Below are 19,798 nucleotides of genomic sequence, written 5' to 3' on the forward strand. Positions count from 1 at the left end.
TTGTATGTAATGTTATAATCAAAATAATAATAAAAGCTGTGAAGTTTAACTTCACAGCTTTTATTATTTCAGACCGTTGACAAACATAAAATGTAAAACACTCTAATTTAAAATTGGAGTGTTTTTTTTCATATTCAAAAAGGATTTTAGGACATCAATGTCGAATATATATAGTATACAAACTTTATAATTCGGAGGGCATTATTATGATTAATGAAAAGAACTTCACACAACAAAAACTAGAAATGGTGTATTTAGAAGATTTAGTTCCTAAAGACCATATTCTGAGAAATATAGATAAATACATGGATTTCTCTTTTATAAGAGAACTGACTAAAAAATATTACTGCTTAGATAATGGAAGACCTGGCGTAGATCCTATTATACTTTTTAAAATGCTGTTTATTGGGTACTTATTTGGAATAAAATCTGAACGACAACTTGTAAAGGACATTGAAGTAAATGTGGCTTATAGATGGTTTCTAGGACTAAGTCTTACTGATCCTATTCCAGATCATTCAACAATTAGCCAAAATAGACGTAGACGGTTTAAAGGTACAGATGTGTTTCAAAAAATATTTGACGAAGTAGTATTTAAGGCTATAAATCTTAAGATGGTAACCGGTAAAATACTTTACACAGACTCTACACACCTAAAAGCAAATGCTAATAAGCGAAAGCTTGTGAAAATTGAAGTTGAAAAAACGCCGAAAGAATATGTAGCTGAACTTAATAAAGCAGTGGAAGAAGATAGAATAAACCATGGTAAAAAACCTTTAAAGGAAAAAGAACCTGTTACCAAAATAAAAGAAACTAAAGTTAGCACAACCGACCCCGACAGTGGATATATGATGAGAGATGGCAAGCCGGAAGGCTTCTCATATTTAGATCACAGAACTGTCGATAGCAGACATAATATAATTACTGATGTGTATGTTACTCCTGGAAACATAAATGATGTTGATCCTTATATCGATAGATTAGATGTGCAAATAAAAAAGTTTAATTTTAATACAAAATATGTTGGTGCAGATGCTGGTTATGCTACAAATCTTATATGTAAAGAACTATATGAGAGGGAATTAAAATCTGTAATGGGATACCGTAGGTCTCCACATACAAAAGGAATGTACACAAAAAATAAATTCCAATATGTTAAAGAGCAGGACATTTACGTATGCCCTGACTTAAGGGCTTTACATTATAAAACGACAACAAGAGAAGGATATAAAGAATATGTTGGTAATGCAAAATATTGCGAGATATGTCCAAATAGAGCTCAATGCTTTTCTGCAAAAAGCAAGTTTAAAACTATTAGAAGACATGTTTGGGAAACGTATAAAGAAGATGTTGTAAAGTTCACCAGAACAGATAAAGGCAGAAATATATATAGAAGAAGAAAAGAAACTATAGAGCGAAGCTTCGCAGATTCAAAACAACTGCATGGGCTTCGCTATTGCCATATGCGTGGATTAGAAAATGTGCAAGAGCAGTGTCTGCTTACAGCAGCAGTGCAGAATATGAAAAAGATAGCTAGCCTGCTATCTTTACTGTTTTTTGATTTTCTAACTAAGAAGATAGTTGTTATTTTAAATTTATCCATAACTCAAAATGCTATCGCATAATTGCATGTAAAAAACCCAGTATAATAAAAAAATTATACTGGGTTTGTAAACAACCTGTAATAATAAAAGCTGTGAAGTTTAACTTCACAGCTTTTATTATTTAAAAAAAATAGATTATGTGTCATAAAAATGTCGAAAATCAGGTGACATTTTGTAAAAAACGAGTATAATTAATTCAATACTAAATTACCATTAATTCATAGTACAGGAAACAGGGCGATATTTTCTGAAAGGAATATAAGTGAATATTTCAGCTCTGCAGGATATGGGTTAATAGATTTTTTTATAAAAGGTAATTTATATGGGTGCCTTCTGTAAGTTGGAATTCATAAGTTTTTTTAAGTTAAGACATTTAGGGGGTAAAAATTATGGAGGTTATAGTTGCAAAATTTGGTGGGAGTTCAGTATGCGATAGTAAACAATTTCAAAAAGTAAAAGATATTGTCTTGTCGGATGTTAGGCGGCGTTATGTTGTGCCATCAGCTCCCGGGAAAAGAAATAAAGGTGATTATAAGATTACAGATCTTTTATATTTGTGCCATGAGCATGTAAAAAAATCACTACCATTTGATGAATTATTTAAATTAATTGAAGAAAGATATACTGTTTTATGTAGTGAATTAAAGATTTCTATTGATATGTCAAAACATTTAAGAGAACTTAAAGAAAAAATAATTAATGGAGCTTCAGAAGAATTTGTAGCAAGTAGGGGAGAATATTTTAATGCTTTAATATTAGCTGAATATTTGGGGTACGAATTTATTGATGCTGCTGAGATTATTTTTTTAAAGAAAAGTGGACGATTGGATGAAAAGGCAACCTACGATGCCGTAAAGACTAGGTTATCAAAAGTAGAAAAAGCGGTAATTCCAGGATTTTATGGTTCTTCCAAAGATGGTGAAATAAGAACCTTTTCAAGAGGTGGTTCAGACATTACCGGGGCAATAATTGCTAGAGGTGTAGGTGCGAAGCTATATGAAAACTGGACAGATGTGTCAGGTCTCTTAATGGCGGATCCTAGTATTGTTAATAATCCCAAACTTATTGAAGAGGTGACATATAAAGAACTTAGGGAACTTTCATATATGGGTGCAAATGTTTTTCATGAAGAGGCAGTTTTTCCAGTTAAAAATCATGGAATCGCAATAAACATAAAAAATACTAATAAGCCAACAGATAATGGAACCTTTATTTTAAGTAATAAATCAGAAATTAAAGTTGGAAACATTACAGGGATAGCAGGAAAAAAAGATTTTACAGTAATAGCAATGGAAAAGACACTTATGAACAAAGATATAGGATATCGTCGCAGGATTCTTTCAATTCTAGAAAGTAATAATGTATCTTTTGAGCATATCCCATCAGGGATAGATTCAATTTCATTGGTAATTGACGATTCTGAATTAGAGAATAAAATTGATGAAATATTAGAAGAAATTGAAAATCAATGTAGTCCAGATTCATTAATAATTCACCCAAATATGGCTTTAATGTCAGTGGTTGGAGAGGGTATTATAAGAACGAAGGGGATATCTGCTAAAGTACTTAGCGCATTATCAAAATATGATATAAATATTAGAATGATCAATCAAGGGTCAAGTGAGTTAAGCATAATTATTGGTATAGAAAATGAGGATCTTGAAAATGCAATTAGGGCAGTTTATAAAGCATTTGAAAATTAATAATTACCTGTGGATAAGAAATAATATTTAAGAGCCGCAAGAGACAATTTAAAAGGGGGAAATTAATATGGAAAAGGTAAAAATAGCGATTTTAGGTTTTGGAAATGTTGGGACAGGTGTATGGAAAATACTTCACGAAAATAGAAAAGAAATAATGAAACGTTCAAATTATGAAATAGAAGTTGCTAAAATACTCGTAAAAGATATAAATAAAAAAAGAGATATAGATGTACCTAAGGAAATATTAACAGATAATATTGATGATATTATAAATGATGAAAGTATAAAAATTGTGGTTGAGCTTATTGGTGGAAGAAAAGAAGCTAAGGAGTATATGATACGCGCAATGAAAGCTAAAAAACATATTGTAACTGCTAACAAATTAGTTATCGCGAACTGGAGCGAAGAGTTATTTAAAACAGCAGAGGAAGAAAACGTATTATTTTATTATGAAGCAAGTGTGGCTGGTGGAATTCCAATAATACGTGAAATAAATGAGAGTCTTACAGCCAATAGGATTGAACAGATAATTGGAATTATAAATGGAACAACTAATTACATATTAAGCAAAATGACAATGGATGGAATTAGCTTTGATGAGGCACTAAAAGAGGCTCAAGAAAAGGGTTATGCTGAAGCAGATCCAACCTCTGATGTTGATAGCTTTGATGCTGTATATAAGCTTGCGATAATGTCTTCTCTAGCATTTGGAACTAAGGTAGATCACGATTGTATTTACAGAGAAGGAATAAGAAGTATTAGTGACATAGATATAGAATATGCTAAAAAATTTGGTTATACAATAAAGCTTTTAGCAATAGCTAAAGAAGAAAATAACAAATTAGAGTTAAGAGTACATCCAACAATGATACCTTCGAGCCACCCAATGGCAAATGTAGCCGATGCATTTAATGCGATTATGATAAAAGGAAATGCAGTTGGAGAATTAATGCTATATGGAAAAGGCGCTGGAGATTTACCAACTGGGAGTGCAGTTGTAGGTGATATAATATCCATATTAAGAAACAATGTGAAGCCTTCTGATGCAAGGGCCCTAAGTGACGAAGGTGATTTTAAAAGAGTGAAAAAATCAGAAGAAAATGAATCAGAATTCTATATCAGACTTAACGTTAAAGATAAGGCAGGAGTTTTAGGAGATACAGCAAAAATTTTTGGAAATAACAATGTTAGCATCGTATCAGTTACTCAAGATGTAATGCTTGAAAATTATGTAATATTGGCATTTATTACACATAAGAGTGAAGAAAAGAATATACGAAATTCATTAGAAAAAATAAAAGAACTAGAAAATGTAAACAAAATAGAAAGTATAATAAGAATAGAATCATTTAATTAAAATTTATATGATTTAATGAATTTTTTCTTAAATTATGCTTTAACGAAAAGCATAATCTAAGAAAAAAATCTAATATTCAAATGATAAGACTAGGTTCGTACCTAACAGTGCATTTGGCAATTGAAAATTCAAAGATTATTAATGACATCCGCAGCCTACGGCTAAAAGATTTTTGGGCGTGGATTATTAAGATTTTTCTTGTGTTTTTGTCAACTGTTCCTGCTAAATTCATCTTAATATAGATATGCATAATGGTATGAACTATCGACCAGAGTGACTCGAAATAAGAAGAGCAGAAACATTGAAATTCCATTTAGAAATTCTTGTTTTGCCAATATTAAATACTCGTGAGCCTGACAGGAAGTCAGGCTAGTGAACCGGCCGTAAGCCGAATGTGAGCGTCAGAGAATTTAATATTTGCAAAAGATTAGAATTTCTTAATGGAATTTCACGTTTCAAGCTCTTATTTCGAGTCACGCGGTCGATAGTTCACAGGATGTATCCCTTATTCACATTCGAATAATTTTCTCGCAAATTTTACAGTTTGAGTTGCATCTTTTGCATAATAATCTGCTCCTATCATTTTTGCATACTCTTCATTTAAGACAGCGCCTCCAACAAGAACAGTGCAATCCAAGTTATTGTCTCTAAGTGCTTTTATTGTTTCACCCATGCTCCTAACTGTTGTGGTCATAAGTGCACTTAAACCAACTAATTTAATGTTTCCGCTGCGAACTGCATTAACAACTATATCCTCGTGTACATCTTTACCAAGGTCAATTACCTCAAATCCATAGTTTTCGAGTAGGATTTTCACTATGTTTTTTCCTATATCGTGTATATCTCCTTTAACAGTTGCAAGCACAATTGTACCTTTGCTAAGTTTTTTATCCGTGCTTGCCATCATTCTTTCTTTGATTACCTCAAAAGATTTCTTTACTGCTTCTGCAGATTGTAATAATTGAGGAAGAAATATTTCTCCGCTTTCATATTTTTGGCCCACAATATCAAGTGATGGAATTAGATATTTGTTTACAACTTCAAGTTCTGACATAGTTTTCAAAAGTTCTTTTGTTATTTTCGAAGATTCTTCTTTCAAACCATCAATAATAGTTTGATTTAAATCTTTAGCATTTACAACTTCTTTACCAACTGGTTTTCCTTCAAAGGATGAATAAGCATCTATATATTTTTTTGAAGCTTTATCTTTATTCCATAAAACATTAAATGCATTAATAGTCGCCATCATATCGGGGGATAGAGGATTGAGTATTGGTGCATCAAGGCCAGCGGTTAATGCTGCAGCAAGGAACGTTCTATTTAATAGTTCTCTTTGTGGTAAACCAAATGATACATTGCTTACTCCAAGAGTAGTTTTAACTCCTAGATTAGATTTAACAAGTTCAACTGCTCGAATTGTCTCTTTAATTTCACTTTGCTGCGCTGATGCAGTTAAAACAAGACAATCTATTATAATATCTGATTTATCTATTCCGTACTCTTCAGCCTTTTGTACAATTTTCTGGGCTATTTTAAGCCTGCCTTCAGCCGTTTTTGGAATGCCATCCTTGTCAATAGTTAAACCTATTACACATGCACCATATTTTTTAACAATTGGAAATATGGAAGCCATTACTTCGTCTTTACCATTAACAGAGTTTATTAGTGGTTTTCCGTTATATATTCTCACTGCTGACTCAATTACGTCACATCTAACACTATCAATTTGAAGGGGAAGATTTATTACACTTTGTAATTCTTTTATTGTTCGTATCATAACCTCATGCTCGTCGATTTCAGGAAGTCCCACATTTACATCTAGTATATCTGCTCCTGCATCTCTTTGATTAATAGCTTCATAGAGTATATAGTCCATATTATTATTTTTTAAAGCCTCTTTAAGTTTCTTTTTGCCTGTAGGATTTATTCGCTCACCGATAATTTTTATTTGTCCTCCAAGGACTACTGTTAAAGAGGGGGAACTTACTGCCGTTATTCTTTTAACATCACGGCGTACAGGCTTTAATTTTTTAAGCTCAGCCTTTATAGCTGTTATATGCTCGCAAGCGGTACCACAGCATCCACCGAAAATCGTAACACCCATTTCTGCCATAATTTTTGCATACTGCGCAAATTCATGGGCCTGAACATCGAAAACTGCGTCTCCATTTACAAGTTTAGGAAGACCTGCATTAGGTTGGACTATAACAGGAATACTTGAGTACTTAAGTATTTTTGTTATTATTGGAAGCATTTCATTTGGTCCTAAAGAACAATTTACCCCAATTGCATCTACTCCAAGACCTTGAAGTACGTTCACCATAGTTATTGGGTCTGTTCCCGTTAATGTGCGCTCGTCACCTTGATATGACATTGTACATACTATTGGAAGAGAACTATTTTCTTTTGCCGCAAGAATAGCAGCCTTCGCTTCATAAATATCGGACATTGTCTCAATAAGAATTATATCAGCGCCTTCCCTAGAGCCAATTTTAATCTGCTCTGCAAAAGCCTCATATGCATTATTGAATGATAATGTTCCAAGTGGCTCCATTAATTGACCAATAGGGCCAATATCAAGTGCAACAAGATTATCACCAGCCGCTTTTCTTGCAATTCTCACAGCACTTCCAACAATACCTTCAACGGTATATTGCGTGTCTTTAAGCTTATAACTATTGGCACCAAATGTATTTGTGGTAATAACGTCACTTCCTGCATCTAAGTATTCACCATGTATTTTTTCAATGATTTCTGGGTGCAATATATTATAGCTTTCTGGTAATTCACCCATCTTAATTCCGTATTTTTGCAGCATTGTTCCCATAGCTCCATCAAATAATAAAAAATTATTAAAGTTTATTTTTCTACACACAATATCTACCATCCTTTCTGAATTCACAATTTTTATTTTTACAAATTTTACATTTTTGTAATTTGTCAATTGATTTTAAACTTGCAACTTCACTAAGACCTATAAGTGCTGTTACCGATTTTCTTGGTATCATGATACTATTTTCAGTAATAGATAGTCCTATTTTTTTATAAGCATCTAAAACATTTAATATTTCTGACCCATTATCAATAGAGAAGTCTCCATATCCAGGGCTGTATCTAGTTGTAATATGCAAATTATCTATTAAGGCATTTTTCATAATCTCATCTTGCAACTCATTACATAAGGTTTCTATTGCGGTGGTTGCACAGGCGTCCATAATTAAACCCTTTGTAATATTAAATCTTGAATAGTAAGATATTCTACTATCCACATTTATCCCTAATGTTGCGGCCATAACCACACATTTTCTTGAATTTACTAGGAGATTTATTATATCTGCATCTTTTAAAACTAACGTACTACCCAAGAGGAAAATCTGATCATTTTTTCTTTCAATATCAAAAATTTCATATACAAAATTTTCTTTACATATGTCAATAATCTCACCGCAACATTCATCAACTAAATCAATTATACTCTTATTAATAATTTGATTTTTATAGCCCAAATATCTTAATACTTCTTGTTTATCAATTACCATAGTACGCTCCAATCAGTTTTACTTTTAGAATAAAGTATAAATACAATAATTGCAAATATAATATATTTTATGAATATTTATGAAATGTATGTTTGCATTGACATTTGATTTTATATGAGTTACAATAAAAAACAATAATTTGATAAAGCTCTTTTTTACGTATAGTAGTATAAAGAATGATAGTCAGATGATTATGGTGAATACATATAATAAATAATAATAAAAAGGAGTATTAATATGAAATATATTGTAGTACTAGGAGATGGAATGGCAGATTATCCTGTGAAGGAGCTTAACGACAAAACACCTCTTCAATACGCTAATACGCCTACTATAGATTATATGGCAAAGCACGGCACTCAAGGATTAGCTAAAACTGTGCCAGAGGGTATGCCGGCAGGCAGCGATACAGCAAACATGGCTGTTTTGGGATATGATCCATTTGTGTACTATAGTGGACGTTCACCATTTGAAGCAGCAAGCATGGGAGTCCAAATGTTAGATACAGATGTAACATTTAGATGTAATTTGGTAACGGTATCTGACGACCAGCCCTATGAGGAAAAAATTATGATTGACCATAGTTCTGATGAAATTACAACGCAAGAGGCAGGAATATTAATAAAAGAATTAAGTGAGTATTTAAACGCTGAGGCAATAAAGTTTTATCCAGGTATTGGCTATAGGCATCTTATGATATGGGATAACGGACCATACTCTTGGAAACTTACACCACCACATGACATTCTAGATAAAAAGGTAAAGGATTATATGCCTAAAGGACTTGGTAGTGAAATATTTGAAGAAATGATGAAAAAAAGTTTCGAATTTTTATCAGGGCATGATATAAATAAAAAGAGAGTAGCAAGGGGACTAAAGCCAGCTAATTCAATATGGATCTGGGGTGAAGGAAAGAAACCGCTCTTGTCTAGCTTTTATAAAAAATATAATTTAAAAGGCTCAGTAATTTCTGCTGTTGATTTAATAAAAGGAATAGGAATGTGTGCAGGGATGGACATTATTGATGTAGAAGGGGCTACTGGAAATATTAATACTAATTTTAAAGGTAAAGCAGAGGCCGCTCTAGGCGAAATGGCAAAGGGGAATGATTTTGTTTATATTCATGTTGAAGCTCCAGATGAATGTGGACATAGATGTGAAATAGAAAATAAATATAAAGCCATAGAGTACATAGACAATCAAATAGTAAAGGTTATAAAAGATGAAATGGATAGAATCGGTGAAGATTATAAAATGATAATACTCCCAGATCATCTTACACCACTCGTACTTAGGACTCATACAGGAGAGCCGGTTCCGTTTTTAATATATGAAAGTAATAAAGAAAAGGACAACCTAAATGGCTCTTATAATGAATTCGCGGCTAAAGAGACAGGACTATATTTTCCGGAAGGATATAAGTTAATGGATTACTTTATAAAAGGTAGTATATAGGGGGAAAAAAATTTATGAAACAAATATATTATAAGAGTACTCGCGGAAATGAAAAAGAAGTAAAATCCGCAGAAGCTATTGCAAGAGGACTAAGTGAGGATGGGGGACTTTTTGTACCAACATCAATACCAAAGTTAACTATAGGACTTGCTGAATTATGTCATATGGATTATAAAGAATTAGCATTTACTATAATGAAAGAATTTTTAACTGATTACGATGAAAAGGATTTATTAGAGTCTATAGATATGGCTTATGATGAAAAGTTTGATGCGAAAGCTATTGCGCCGATTTCAAAGAATGGTGGATTATATTTTTTAGAATTATACCATGGACCAACTTTAGCATTTAAGGATATGGCTTTATCAATATTACCTTATCTTTTAAAAAATGCAGTAAAGAAGTTAAACATTGATAAAGAAATGGTTATTCTTACGGCCACATCTGGTGATACAGGCAAAGCAGCACTAGAAGGTTTTGCAAATGTAGAAGGCACAAAGATAATAGTCTTTTTCCCACAGGAAGGTGTTAGTGAGATTCAAAAAAGGCAGATGTTAACGCAATCTGGGGATAATACTTTTGTAATCGGAATTGATGGAAACTTTGATGATGCACAAAATGGAGTTAAACAGATGCTTACAGATGAGGGCCTTCTCAAGAGATTAGAAGAAAACAATAAAATGTTCTCATCAGCTAATTCAATAAATATTGGAAGACTAATACCACAGGTTGTATATTATTTCTATGCATATGCTCAGCTTTGTAATATGGGAGACATAAAAATAGGGGAAGAGATAAATTTCTGTGTTCCTACTGGTAATTTTGGCGATATATTGGCAGGATACTATGCAAAGAAAATGGGATTACCAATTAAAAAGCTAATTTGTGCTTCAAATGAAAATAAAGTATTATTTGATTTTATAAATACAGGCACATATGATAGGGTAAGGGATTTTGTAATTACTATGTCCCCTTCAATGGATATATTGATTTCAAGTAACCTTGAAAGACTTTTATATGCTATAAGTGGGGAAGATTCAAGTAAGATAAAAGACCTTATGAATAAGCTTAAAAAAGATGGTAAATATGAGATTGATGATGATATGAAAAAAGGGCTAAAGGATTTCTTTGGAGGATATGCAAGTGAGGAGGATACGGCAAAGGCAATAACTGAGGTTTATAAAACTACTAATTATGTAATTGATACACATACTGCAGTTTCCTATGCGGTTTATCAAAAATATTTAAAAGAATCAAAGGATAGTGCGAAGACAGTTATTGTGTCGACGGCAAGCCCATATAAATTTACGCCAGATGTTATGAAATCAATAGATGCAAAATACACAGGGCTAAATGACTTTGAATTAATAGTGGAACTTAGTAAAATAACAAAGGTCGATATTCCAGTAGGGATAAAAGATTTAGAAACAAGACCAGTACTTCATAAAACTAAATGCGCAAAGAATGAGATGCAAATACAGCTTGAAAAGATTCTTAAAATATAGTAGGATCAACCTATGGTTAATATTACATTCCCTCAGACTATTTAATTAGTTTGAGGGTTTTTCTTTTATTAATAACAGGGTTAGCCATAATTGGTTAAATATTGAAAGGATTTATTGACAATATATTTATAAATAGTTAGAATAGTATTGAGGTAATTTAGTATACTCAATCAACTTAATATGAAAACTTAAATATTTATATTATTGAAAATAGAGTAAGGGGTGATGTAATTGAAAAAGCAGCAATATGATGTAATCGTTATCGGGTCAGGAGTAGTTGGTAGTGCAATTGCAAGGGAACTTTCAAAATATGAAATTAATATAGGTGTATTAGAGAAAGAACTAGATGTAGTATGTGAGACAAGTGGTAGGAATAGTGGAGTGCTTCATGCAGGATTTAACAGCAAACCTGGAACACTTATGGCAAAATTTTGTGTACAAGGATGCTTAGGATTTGATAAAGTTGCAAAAGAATTAGATATACCCTTTAAAAGAACGGGGAAACTTGTAATAGGCTTTAGTGAAGAAGATATGGAAGGATTAAAAGATTTAAAAGCACTAGGAGAAAAAAATGGAGTTCCAGGTCTTGAAATTGTAGGTCGTGAAAAAATTAAAGAATTAGCACCTAATGTAGAAGGGACAGCAGCTTTATATTCTCCAATGACAGGTGTATTGGATCCATTTATATATACAATTGCATTAGCAGAAAATGCTTGCCAAAATGGTGTGGATTTTTATTTAGGTAGAGAAGTAATTAACATTGAAAAAAAAGAAAGTTGTTATAAAATTACTACAAAAAATGGAGAAACTTATTATAGTAGATGGGTAATTAATAGTGCTGGATTAAATTCTGATAAAATAGCAGGTCTGGTTGGTGTTACAGATTATACAATATATCCATGTAGAGGAGAATATTTTATTCTTGATCAAAGCATAGGCAAGTTTCTTGAAATTCCAGCCTATCCAGTTCCTAATAAGAAAGAGGGAGGTCTTGGTGTACATCTTACGCCTTCAATTCATGGCAATATATTTATCGGACCAAGTGCTCAGTATATAGATGAAAATGATAACTATTCATCAACTGAGGATGTTATGGACATGCTTATAAAAGAAGGCACAAAAATATTGCCTCAAATTAAAAGAGAACATTTTATTAGAAATTTCACAGGCATTAGACCAAAGCTTGTTAGTAAAGAAAAAGGTGGATATGCAGATTTTGTAATAGAAGAAAGAAAGGAAATCCCTAATGTAATTAACTTAATTGGAATTGAATCGCCAGGACTCACTTCAGCAGTCCCAATTGCAGAATATGTAGTAGAAAAAATTAAGAACAAGGAAGATTTAAAAGAAAATAAAAAATTCAATCCTATAAGAAATGCAGTAGTAAAGTTTATAGAACAATCTGAAGAAAAACAAGATGCACTTATAAAAGAAAATTCAGATTATGGAGAAATTATTTGTAGATGTGAGAACGTTACAAAAGCAGAAATTATACAAGCAATAAGAAATCCATTAGGAGTAGATACATTAACAGGCATTAAATATAGAACAAGATCCATGATGGGAAGATGCCAAGGTGGATATTGTCAAACTAGAATTGCAGAAATAATTATGAAAGAAAAAAATAAAAAAGTAGATGAAATAACTTATTTAAGAGAAAATGGAAAAATGTTTTATGGGGAGGTAAGACAATGGAAGTAATTCAAAAGGAAGCAGTTATAATTGGTGGTGGCCCAGCTGGGCTTGCAGCAGCTCTAAAACTAAAAGAAGAAGGTATAGAAGATGTTTTAATATTAGAAAGAGAAGAAAAGCTTGGTGGAATATTAAAACAATGTATTCATGATGGTTTTGGTTTACAAAGATTTAAGCAGGCGCTTAGCGGTCCTGAATATGCGGCTAGATTTGTAGAACAGGTAAAAAAAGCGAATATTGAATTACAAACAGGAGCGACTGTAATAAATATTACAAATAACAAGGAGGTTATATCAGTTACAAGGGAAGGGCTAAAAAAATATAAAGCTAAAGTAGTGGTGCTCACCATGGGTTGTAGAGAAAGAACAAGAGGAGCTATAAGCATACCTGGGACAAGACCAGCAGGTGTATTTACTGCTGGAGTAGTTCAAAGCTATATGAACCTAAAAAATATTATGGTTGGAAAAAGAATTGTTATACTAGGTTCTGGAGATATCGGACTTATAATGGCAAGGAGACTCACACTAGAAGGAGCAAAAGTATTGGCCGTAATAGAAAAATTACCTTATCCTAGTGGATTGCCAAGAAATATAGAACAATGTTTAAATGACTATAATATTCCCTTATATTTAGGTCATACGGTAACAAACATCAAAGGAAAAGAAAGATTGCAAGCCGTAACAGTGAGTGAATTAGATAAGAATGGACAAATTATTTCAGGCACAGAAATAGAATATCAATGTGATACATTAATACTATCTGTTGGTCTTATTCCTGAAAATGAGTTATCTCTTAAAGCTGGAGTAAAAATTGATGAACGGACTAAGGGACCTATTGTGGACGAAAATTTACAAACTAACGTAGAAGGAATTTATGCAGCTGGCAATGTGCTTCATGTGCATGATTTAGTGGATTTTGTATCTGATGAAGGAGAAAAGCTTGCTAGGGCAGCAGCAAAATATATAAGAAATGAAAAACAAAATGAAAGTCATATTTTAATAACAACAGATAAAACTATTAACAATGTAGTTCCACAAAAAATAAGTGGGAAGCAAGATGTAGAAGTAACTTTAAGGGTTAGTAGGCCCTCAAGAGATGGCGTCATAGAAATTGTGCAGGGCGAAAAAGTGATTAAATCAAGGAACTTTAAAAAATTGAATCCTGCAGAAATGATACGCTTAACATTAAAAAAAGAGGATATTATTAGTGAAGAAAACATTAAGGTGGTGGTATCACAATGAATAGAGAAATGACATGTATAGTTTGTCCTAATGGTTGTGAATTAACTTTAGAACTAGAAGAAAACATTATCAAAAATGTAACTGGAGCTTCCTGTAAAAAAGGAATAGCATATGCAACGCAAGAAATACAAAATCCTAAGAGAACTATTTCATCATTAGTTAAAGTAAATAATGGAGAAATGCCACTGGTTAGTGTAAGGACAACAACATCTATTCCTAAAAACAGGATATTTGATGTTATGAAAGAAATTAAGAATATAGAAGCTGATGCACCTATAGAAATTGAACAAGTGATTATTAACAATGTGTTGGGTCTCGGCGTAGATATTATTGCTACAAAGTCTATATGGAAGAAATAAATCATTATAATTAATATGACAATTAAAAGGGGGGTATTTATGGAACTTTTAAATGCTTTTGGTAGTATATTTAGTATTGTTATAATGATAGCTATTGGATGGTGGCTAACGAAAAAAAATTGGATGGATAAGTCCGGTGCAAAGCTATTCGCAAAAATTGTTATCAATGTAGCGTTACCGGCTTTGATGATTAGCAATCTTATGAAGGATTTTGACAGAGCAAAGCTTTTAAGTTTAGGGAAGGGTATTATAGTTCCAATAATTTCAATAGCTCTTACTTATTTAATTGGCAAGACCTTTGTAAAAGTTTTTAATGTTACGAAAAATAGACGTGGTTCCTTTGCATCTATGTTCTTTGTGTCTAATAGCATATTTATTGGATTGCCAGTAAATTTAGCTCTATTTGGTTCAAAATGTGTTCCTTATGTTTTGATATACTATATAGTTAATACTACATTCTTTTGGACTATAGGTGTTTTTGAAATAAGTAAAGATGGGAATGGAGGATCTAATAAATTTGCATCACCGGATACTTTAAAAAGAATATTTTCACCTCCTCTAATGGGATTTGTAGTAGCTATAATATTAATACTTTTAGCTATTCCTGTACCTGCATTCCTAATGGATACTTGTAAATATTTCGGAAATTTAACTACCCCTTTATCTATGTTATTTATAGGTAACACAATTTATTATGTAAATTTAAAAGGAATACGTTTCAATAAGGATATGTGGGGCATTTTATTGGGAAGATTTATAATATCGCCACTACTGGTAGTGTTAATATGTAAATTCATTCCTTTGCCTCAAATCATGAAAAATATATTTATTATTCAAGCAGCTATGCCAGTAATGACTACTACTGCTATAGTGTCTAAATCTTACGATTCAGATTACCAATATGCTGCTATTATGATTGCTCTATCCACGTTGTTAAGTCTATTTATAATTCCTATATATAAAATACTCCTTTGATAAGATATATGAAACAAAATAAAGAATATATAAAAAGCCTTCTTTTCATTTAAATAAGTGAAAAGAAGGCTTTTTAATAAAAATTTACTTTGTTTCAAAGGCATCTAAAAAAACGCTTGGGAGTTGTTTAGTAACACCATAGGCATGCTCTAGATGGTCCTTTTTCTATATTCATTAGGTGAAACGCTTACATATTTCTTGAAGGTGGTACAAAAATGACTTTGACTATTAAACCCGGATTTGGTAGAAATCACATCTAAAGGATAAGAGGAATTATCTAGGATATCTTTTGCCACATTTATTCTATATATGTTTATATATTCACAAAATTTAAAACCGGTGTTCACTTTAAAAAGATAACATAGATAGTTGCTACTTATATGAATGTGAGTTGCAACTTTTTCTAGGGTTATTTTTTTCTCAATATTTGAGTGGATATAAGCCAAAGCATTGTTTACAATTTCATTTTCTGATGCTTTTTTACCATTATTAATGACTTCCGTGTAGCTTTTAATAATTTTTTCTCCTAGAGAAATTAAGTCTTCCTTCAAATGACAAGTGTCCATTAGCTTAAGATTTTTATAGCATAAGTCCTCCAAGGGGATTGAATTGTTAATACAGAAATAGGTGTATATAAAGATATTAATTGAATATATTAGTTTTTTTAATTCATCTGGGCTACTCGATGAAGATAAAAGTATATTTATCTTTTTTATATATATGGCATTGGCAGTTTCTAAGTTGTTATTTCCAATACTTAAGACCAGTTCAGTGTGATTGAGTAAATTTTTCATCGCATCTCCTTAATATTTTTAAAAAAGACAATAATAATTTTAAAAAACCTCTAACTTAAATATATTATAATATAATCAAGAATGATAATCAATATCAATGCAATAAGATAATATAAATTAAGTCTAAAAATGCATTGAAATTATTACCACATGAATGTACAAAATATTTTATATGAGGAGGAAATTGATTTGAAAAATGTAGTTATTATTTATTGGAGCGGAACAGGGAATACAGAGGCTATGGCAGTAGGGATTATGGAAGGGGCAAAAAATGTAGATGCAAACGTTAGACTACTTAATGTGAACGATGCAAAAGTAGAGGACGTAATAAATGCAGATGGAGTAGCTTTGGGATGTCCATCTATGGGCTCAGAGCAGCTTGAGGAATCAGAAATGGAACCATTTATTGAGTCAATTGCGAGCGCAATAAGCGGCAAAAACACTATTTTATTTGGTTCTTATGGATGGGGCAATGGAGAATGGATGGAGGATTGGCAAGAGAGAATGGAAACATATGGTGCTAACATTATAGTAGATGGACTTATAATTAATAACGATTCTGATAAAGAAGGTATTGAAAGGTGTAAGGAAATAGGTGCGTTATTATCAAAAAAATAAAAGTAAACTTAATATGAAGTTGATAGTGTTAACACTATTGTGAAATTAATGGAGGGTGTTTTATGGGAATAGTAGAGTTAAGGGGATTGTTAGAAATTGTAGATGGTTATGATGATTTGGAGTATTTATTTTCAGTAATAATACGTAATGCAGGACCAACTATTAAAAAGCATAAGACATCATCTTTAATTAATTTTAGTAATAGTAATAGAAACTTAAATAACATATGGGAAAGATATAAAGATGAAGTGAAAGCTAAACTAGATATTGATTACTTTGAATTAAAAAAGGATATAACAAATACGTTTGTACTATTTTATAATAAAGAAAAAATCAAGTTAAGTATAAGCGATAATAAAAACATGGAATTTTTAAAAAGATTTGGATACAATGAAAAAATGAATATAAAGGAATGTTTATTGCTTTTAGGCAAAAGATTCGAAAATATATGCCCTCACGAAATTGGGATTTTTTTAGGCTATCCTCTAGAAGATGTAGTATCATTTGTTGATTATCCAAACGCTAAATGTAAAATGGTAGGTTATTGGAAGGTATATCATGATATTGAAAAAGCAGAAATTATTTTTAATAAATATGATGAAATTAAATTTACCATCATGAGATTAATGATGAAAGGGATGAAACCAACAGAACTTTTAAATAAAGATAATCGATTAAAACAAATAGAAGAACAAAAGCGTGGAGAATCTATATTTCAATATATGGAAAGCAAAGATATGTATAGAGTTCAATAACATTAATTAGATATAGTGAATCTAGAGTAAAATAAACGGTGAATTTTTTTAATAAAATTTCACCGTTTTAACTTTTATATATTTAATTTTAATATCGACTACAGAAGGAGATAATTAGATTAAATTCCGTTTATGTCTAAATAATGACGATTAATGCATTTTATATTGAATTATAGACCTTTATGAAATATAATACGAATGAATCATGCTTAAATAAGGAATAAAACCATATTTATGGATGCAAAAAAATCATAAAACAAAGTTTTTGCTGCAAATGTTGTAAATCAAAGAAGAATGTGGTAAACTAATTCTGAAAGTTGTTATTAATTTAACAAATTTTTTTATTTAAAGTGCATTTATAGGAGGGGAAATCTATGAAAAAGAAACATATTATTTTTTTAAGCATTATTGGTGTAATAATACTATTTGGAATCATTGCCTATGTAGTTAAAAACAATAAAGATTCAGCAGGTAATAAAGGTAAAGAAGTAGCTTTATATACAATACCGGCTAAAGCGAAAATATTTGTAAATGGTGTTGTTGTTCCTGAAAAAACGGAAAATATATATCGAGATGAAACAAAAGGAACTATAAATAAGGTTTCGGTTACGAATGGACAAGTAGTAAATAAGGGTGATGCTCTTTTTACATACAGGAACAGTTTGGTTACGGATGAGATAGATAAGGGAAACCAAGAAATTACTAATGCTAACAATCAAAAAAAGAAATTAGTCGATAAACAAGAAGAAGCAAAAAAACTTTTAGAAAAGCAGAAGGAAGAAGCAAAACAACAAGCAGAACAGGCTGGTGTCGATCCCGCTGCCATGGGTGCGTCGGCTGCAGCAGGTACTGAGGCTCAAATTAGTGGCTACTCAGATCAAATAGATGCTGTGCAAGCTCAAATTGATACTTCAAAAGGGATGCTTAAAAATTCAAAAGAGAAAGAATACACTTATATAAAAGCGCCGATAAATGGAAAAGTAATATTAAATGATTCTAAAGATATGACGAAACCATATATTGTAATAGAGTCTACTACAGTTTATGTAAAAGGAAGTATTAATGAAAAGGATCAAACAAAGGTAAAGGAAAATCAAAAAGTGGATATACTTATATTCGCTATAAATAAAACTATAACAGGAAAGGTGAAAAGTGTAGGAAATAGTCCAGCAGCGCCAGATGTAGCGGCTGGAGCGCAAGGTGCTACAGGTGGAGCTTCTGCTATATCTTATTATGATGCAAATGTATCCTTGGATTCACAAACAGATGTTATCAATGGTTTTCATGTACAAGCCACAGTGAAACTTAAAGAAGAAGATATGAAAATACCAAAGAGTGCAATACTTGAGGAAGCTGGAAAGCAATACGTGTTTAAAGTTGTGGATAAAAAGTTAAAAAAACAAGCAATTACTTATAAAAAAGGTGTGGAATCAGAAGTTGTTGTACTTAGTGGGCTAAATGAAAATGACCGTATAGCGAAAACTACTAAAGAAATGAAGGAAGGTATTTCTGTTGAGTAATCTTATTGAGTTAACAAATATTAATAAGTATTATAAGTTAAAGGATTCTAAATTACACGTATTGAAGGATATAAATTTAACTATAGAGCAAGGTGACTTTGTTATGATAATGGGGAAATCAGGTAGCGGAAAAACTACACTTTTAAACCTTCTTGGTTTTCTTGATCATTTTGATAATGGAAAATATGCGTTTAATGGCAAGGATGTTACTCATCTTAGTGAAAATGAAAGATCAGAACTTAGAAATAGTTATCTGGGGTTTATATTTCAACAGTTTCATTTGATAGATTCATTGACTATTGGTCAGAATGTTGAGCTTCCTTTGCTTTACAAAGAAGGCACTGATGTACCTAAAAAAGAAAGAGCACACCTTGTAGAAAAATATTTAGATACGGTAGGATTGCTTCATAAAGAGAAGCAATCACCTTCACAATTATCTGGAGGACAGCAACAGCGTATTGCAATAGCAAGAGCTCTCATTAATAATCCTTACGTGATTTTAGCTGATGAGCCAACAGGCGCTCTAGACAGTAAAACCAGAGAGGAAATTATGAATATACTAAAGAAACTTAATGAAGAAAATAAAACAATAATAATGGTAACACATGATGACGATTTAACTAAATATGCTAGCAAAGTAATCCATTTAAAAGATGGAGTGATAACAAAGGTGGATTAGAT

At 31.6% G+C, this 19,798-nt stretch carries 16 protein-coding genes; 13 read left to right on the forward strand and 3 right to left on the reverse strand.

What is annotated here, in order from left to right; genetic code table 11:
* Nucleotides 1-206: 206 nt before the first annotated feature.
* The 3 genes from ACWJKS_RS04670 (at nt 207) to ACWJKS_RS04680 (ending at nt 4,664) form a co-directional block, all read left to right on the forward strand.
* Nucleotides 207-1,625, forward strand: coding sequence for an IS1182 family transposase (locus ACWJKS_RS04670; RefSeq protein WP_268064117.1), 1,419 nt, complete (start codon nt 207-209; stop codon nt 1,623-1,625).
* A 368-nt stretch (nt 1,626-1,993) separates the two neighbouring features.
* Nucleotides 1,994-3,307 (forward strand): aspartate kinase, encoded by a 1,314-nt coding sequence (locus tag ACWJKS_RS04675; RefSeq protein ID WP_165414486.1) that lies wholly within the window; start codon nt 1,994-1,996, stop codon nt 3,305-3,307.
* A gap of 67 nt (nt 3,308-3,374) precedes the next feature.
* Nucleotides 3,375-4,664, forward strand: coding sequence for a homoserine dehydrogenase (locus ACWJKS_RS04680; protein WP_462960543.1), 1,290 nt, complete (start codon nt 3,375-3,377; stop codon nt 4,662-4,664).
* 505 nt (nt 4,665-5,169) lie between these two features.
* Here the strand turns inward: ACWJKS_RS04680 and ACWJKS_RS04685 are convergent.
* Nucleotides 5,170-7,551, reverse strand: coding sequence for a homocysteine S-methyltransferase family protein (locus tag ACWJKS_RS04685; RefSeq protein ID WP_220286538.1), 2,382 nt, complete (start codon nt 7,549-7,551; stop codon nt 5,170-5,172).
* On the reverse strand, nt 7,532-8,203 hold the full coding sequence (locus ACWJKS_RS04690; protein WP_216302873.1) for a vitamin B12 dependent-methionine synthase activation domain-containing protein: 672 nt from the start codon (nt 8,201-8,203) through the stop codon (nt 7,532-7,534). Before ACWJKS_RS04690 ends, ACWJKS_RS04685 begins: the two co-directional genes overlap by 20 nt.
* A 237-nt stretch (nt 8,204-8,440) precedes the next feature.
* Here ACWJKS_RS04690 and ACWJKS_RS04695 point away from each other — a divergent pair, with 237 nt between their 5' ends.
* The 6 genes from ACWJKS_RS04695 (at nt 8,441) to ACWJKS_RS04720 (ending at nt 15,430) form a co-directional block, all read left to right on the forward strand.
* The gene (locus ACWJKS_RS04695; RefSeq protein ID WP_462959317.1) at nt 8,441-9,658 is read left to right on the forward strand and encodes a cofactor-independent phosphoglycerate mutase; all 1,218 of its coding nucleotides are present in this window, start codon (nt 8,441-8,443) and stop codon (nt 9,656-9,658) included.
* A 14-nt stretch (nt 9,659-9,672) separates the two neighbouring features.
* Nucleotides 9,673-11,163, forward strand: a complete 1,491-nt coding sequence (gene thrC / locus ACWJKS_RS04700) for a threonine synthase (protein ID WP_462960544.1) — start codon at nt 9,673-9,675, stop codon at nt 11,161-11,163.
* Nucleotides 11,164-11,394: 231 nt separating this feature from the next.
* Nucleotides 11,395-12,864 (forward strand): NAD(P)/FAD-dependent oxidoreductase, encoded by a 1,470-nt coding sequence (locus ACWJKS_RS04705; protein WP_216302870.1) that lies wholly within the window; start codon nt 11,395-11,397, stop codon nt 12,862-12,864.
* Nucleotides 12,855-14,096 (forward strand): NAD(P)/FAD-dependent oxidoreductase, encoded by a 1,242-nt coding sequence (locus ACWJKS_RS04710; RefSeq protein ID WP_253198160.1) that lies wholly within the window; start codon nt 12,855-12,857, stop codon nt 14,094-14,096. The genes ACWJKS_RS04705 and ACWJKS_RS04710 overlap by 10 nt, the downstream gene beginning before the upstream one ends.
* Nucleotides 14,093-14,455 carry a DUF1667 domain-containing protein gene (locus tag ACWJKS_RS04715; protein ID WP_462960545.1) on the forward strand — a complete coding sequence of 121 codons (363 nt, stop codon included), beginning with the start codon at nt 14,093-14,095 and terminating at the stop codon, nt 14,453-14,455. The genes ACWJKS_RS04710 and ACWJKS_RS04715 overlap by 4 nt, the downstream gene beginning before the upstream one ends.
* A gap of 39 nt (nt 14,456-14,494) precedes the next feature.
* Nucleotides 14,495-15,430: an AEC family transporter gene (locus tag ACWJKS_RS04720; RefSeq protein ID WP_462960546.1), complete on the forward strand. Its 936-nt coding sequence runs from the start codon at nt 14,495-14,497 to the stop codon at nt 15,428-15,430.
* A 149-nt stretch (nt 15,431-15,579) separates the two neighbouring features.
* Here ACWJKS_RS04720 and ACWJKS_RS04725 read toward each other — a convergent pair whose 3' ends face one another.
* On the reverse strand, nt 15,580-16,224 hold the full coding sequence (locus ACWJKS_RS04725; protein WP_462954166.1) for a helix-turn-helix transcriptional regulator: 645 nt from the start codon (nt 16,222-16,224) through the stop codon (nt 15,580-15,582).
* Nucleotides 16,225-16,413: 189 nt separating this feature from the next.
* On the opposite strand from ACWJKS_RS04725, the gene ACWJKS_RS04730 reads away from it, so the two are divergent.
* The 4 genes from ACWJKS_RS04730 to ACWJKS_RS04745 all read left to right on the forward strand — a co-directional run bounded on the left by ACWJKS_RS04730 (nt 16,414) and on the right by ACWJKS_RS04745 (nt 19,796).
* Complete coding sequence (locus ACWJKS_RS04730) at nt 16,414-16,842, forward strand: flavodoxin (protein WP_216302862.1); 429 nt, start codon at nt 16,414-16,416, stop codon at nt 16,840-16,842.
* Nucleotides 16,843-16,904: 62 nt separating this feature from the next.
* A complete protein-coding gene (locus tag ACWJKS_RS04735; RefSeq protein WP_462960547.1) occupies nt 16,905-17,597 on the forward strand; it encodes a DUF3793 family protein in 693 nt (230 codons plus the stop codon).
* A 374-nt stretch (nt 17,598-17,971) separates the two neighbouring features.
* Entirely contained in the window at nt 17,972-19,117 is a 1,146-nt protein-coding gene (locus ACWJKS_RS04740; RefSeq protein WP_462960548.1) for an efflux RND transporter periplasmic adaptor subunit, read from the forward strand.
* Nucleotides 19,107-19,796 carry an ABC transporter ATP-binding protein gene (locus ACWJKS_RS04745; RefSeq protein WP_202881874.1) on the forward strand — a complete coding sequence of 230 codons (690 nt, stop codon included), beginning with the start codon at nt 19,107-19,109 and terminating at the stop codon, nt 19,794-19,796. The genes ACWJKS_RS04740 and ACWJKS_RS04745 overlap by 11 nt, the downstream gene beginning before the upstream one ends.
* Nucleotides 19,797-19,798: the final 2 nt, after the last annotated feature.

Source organism: Clostridium sp. CM038, assembly GCF_055081105.1.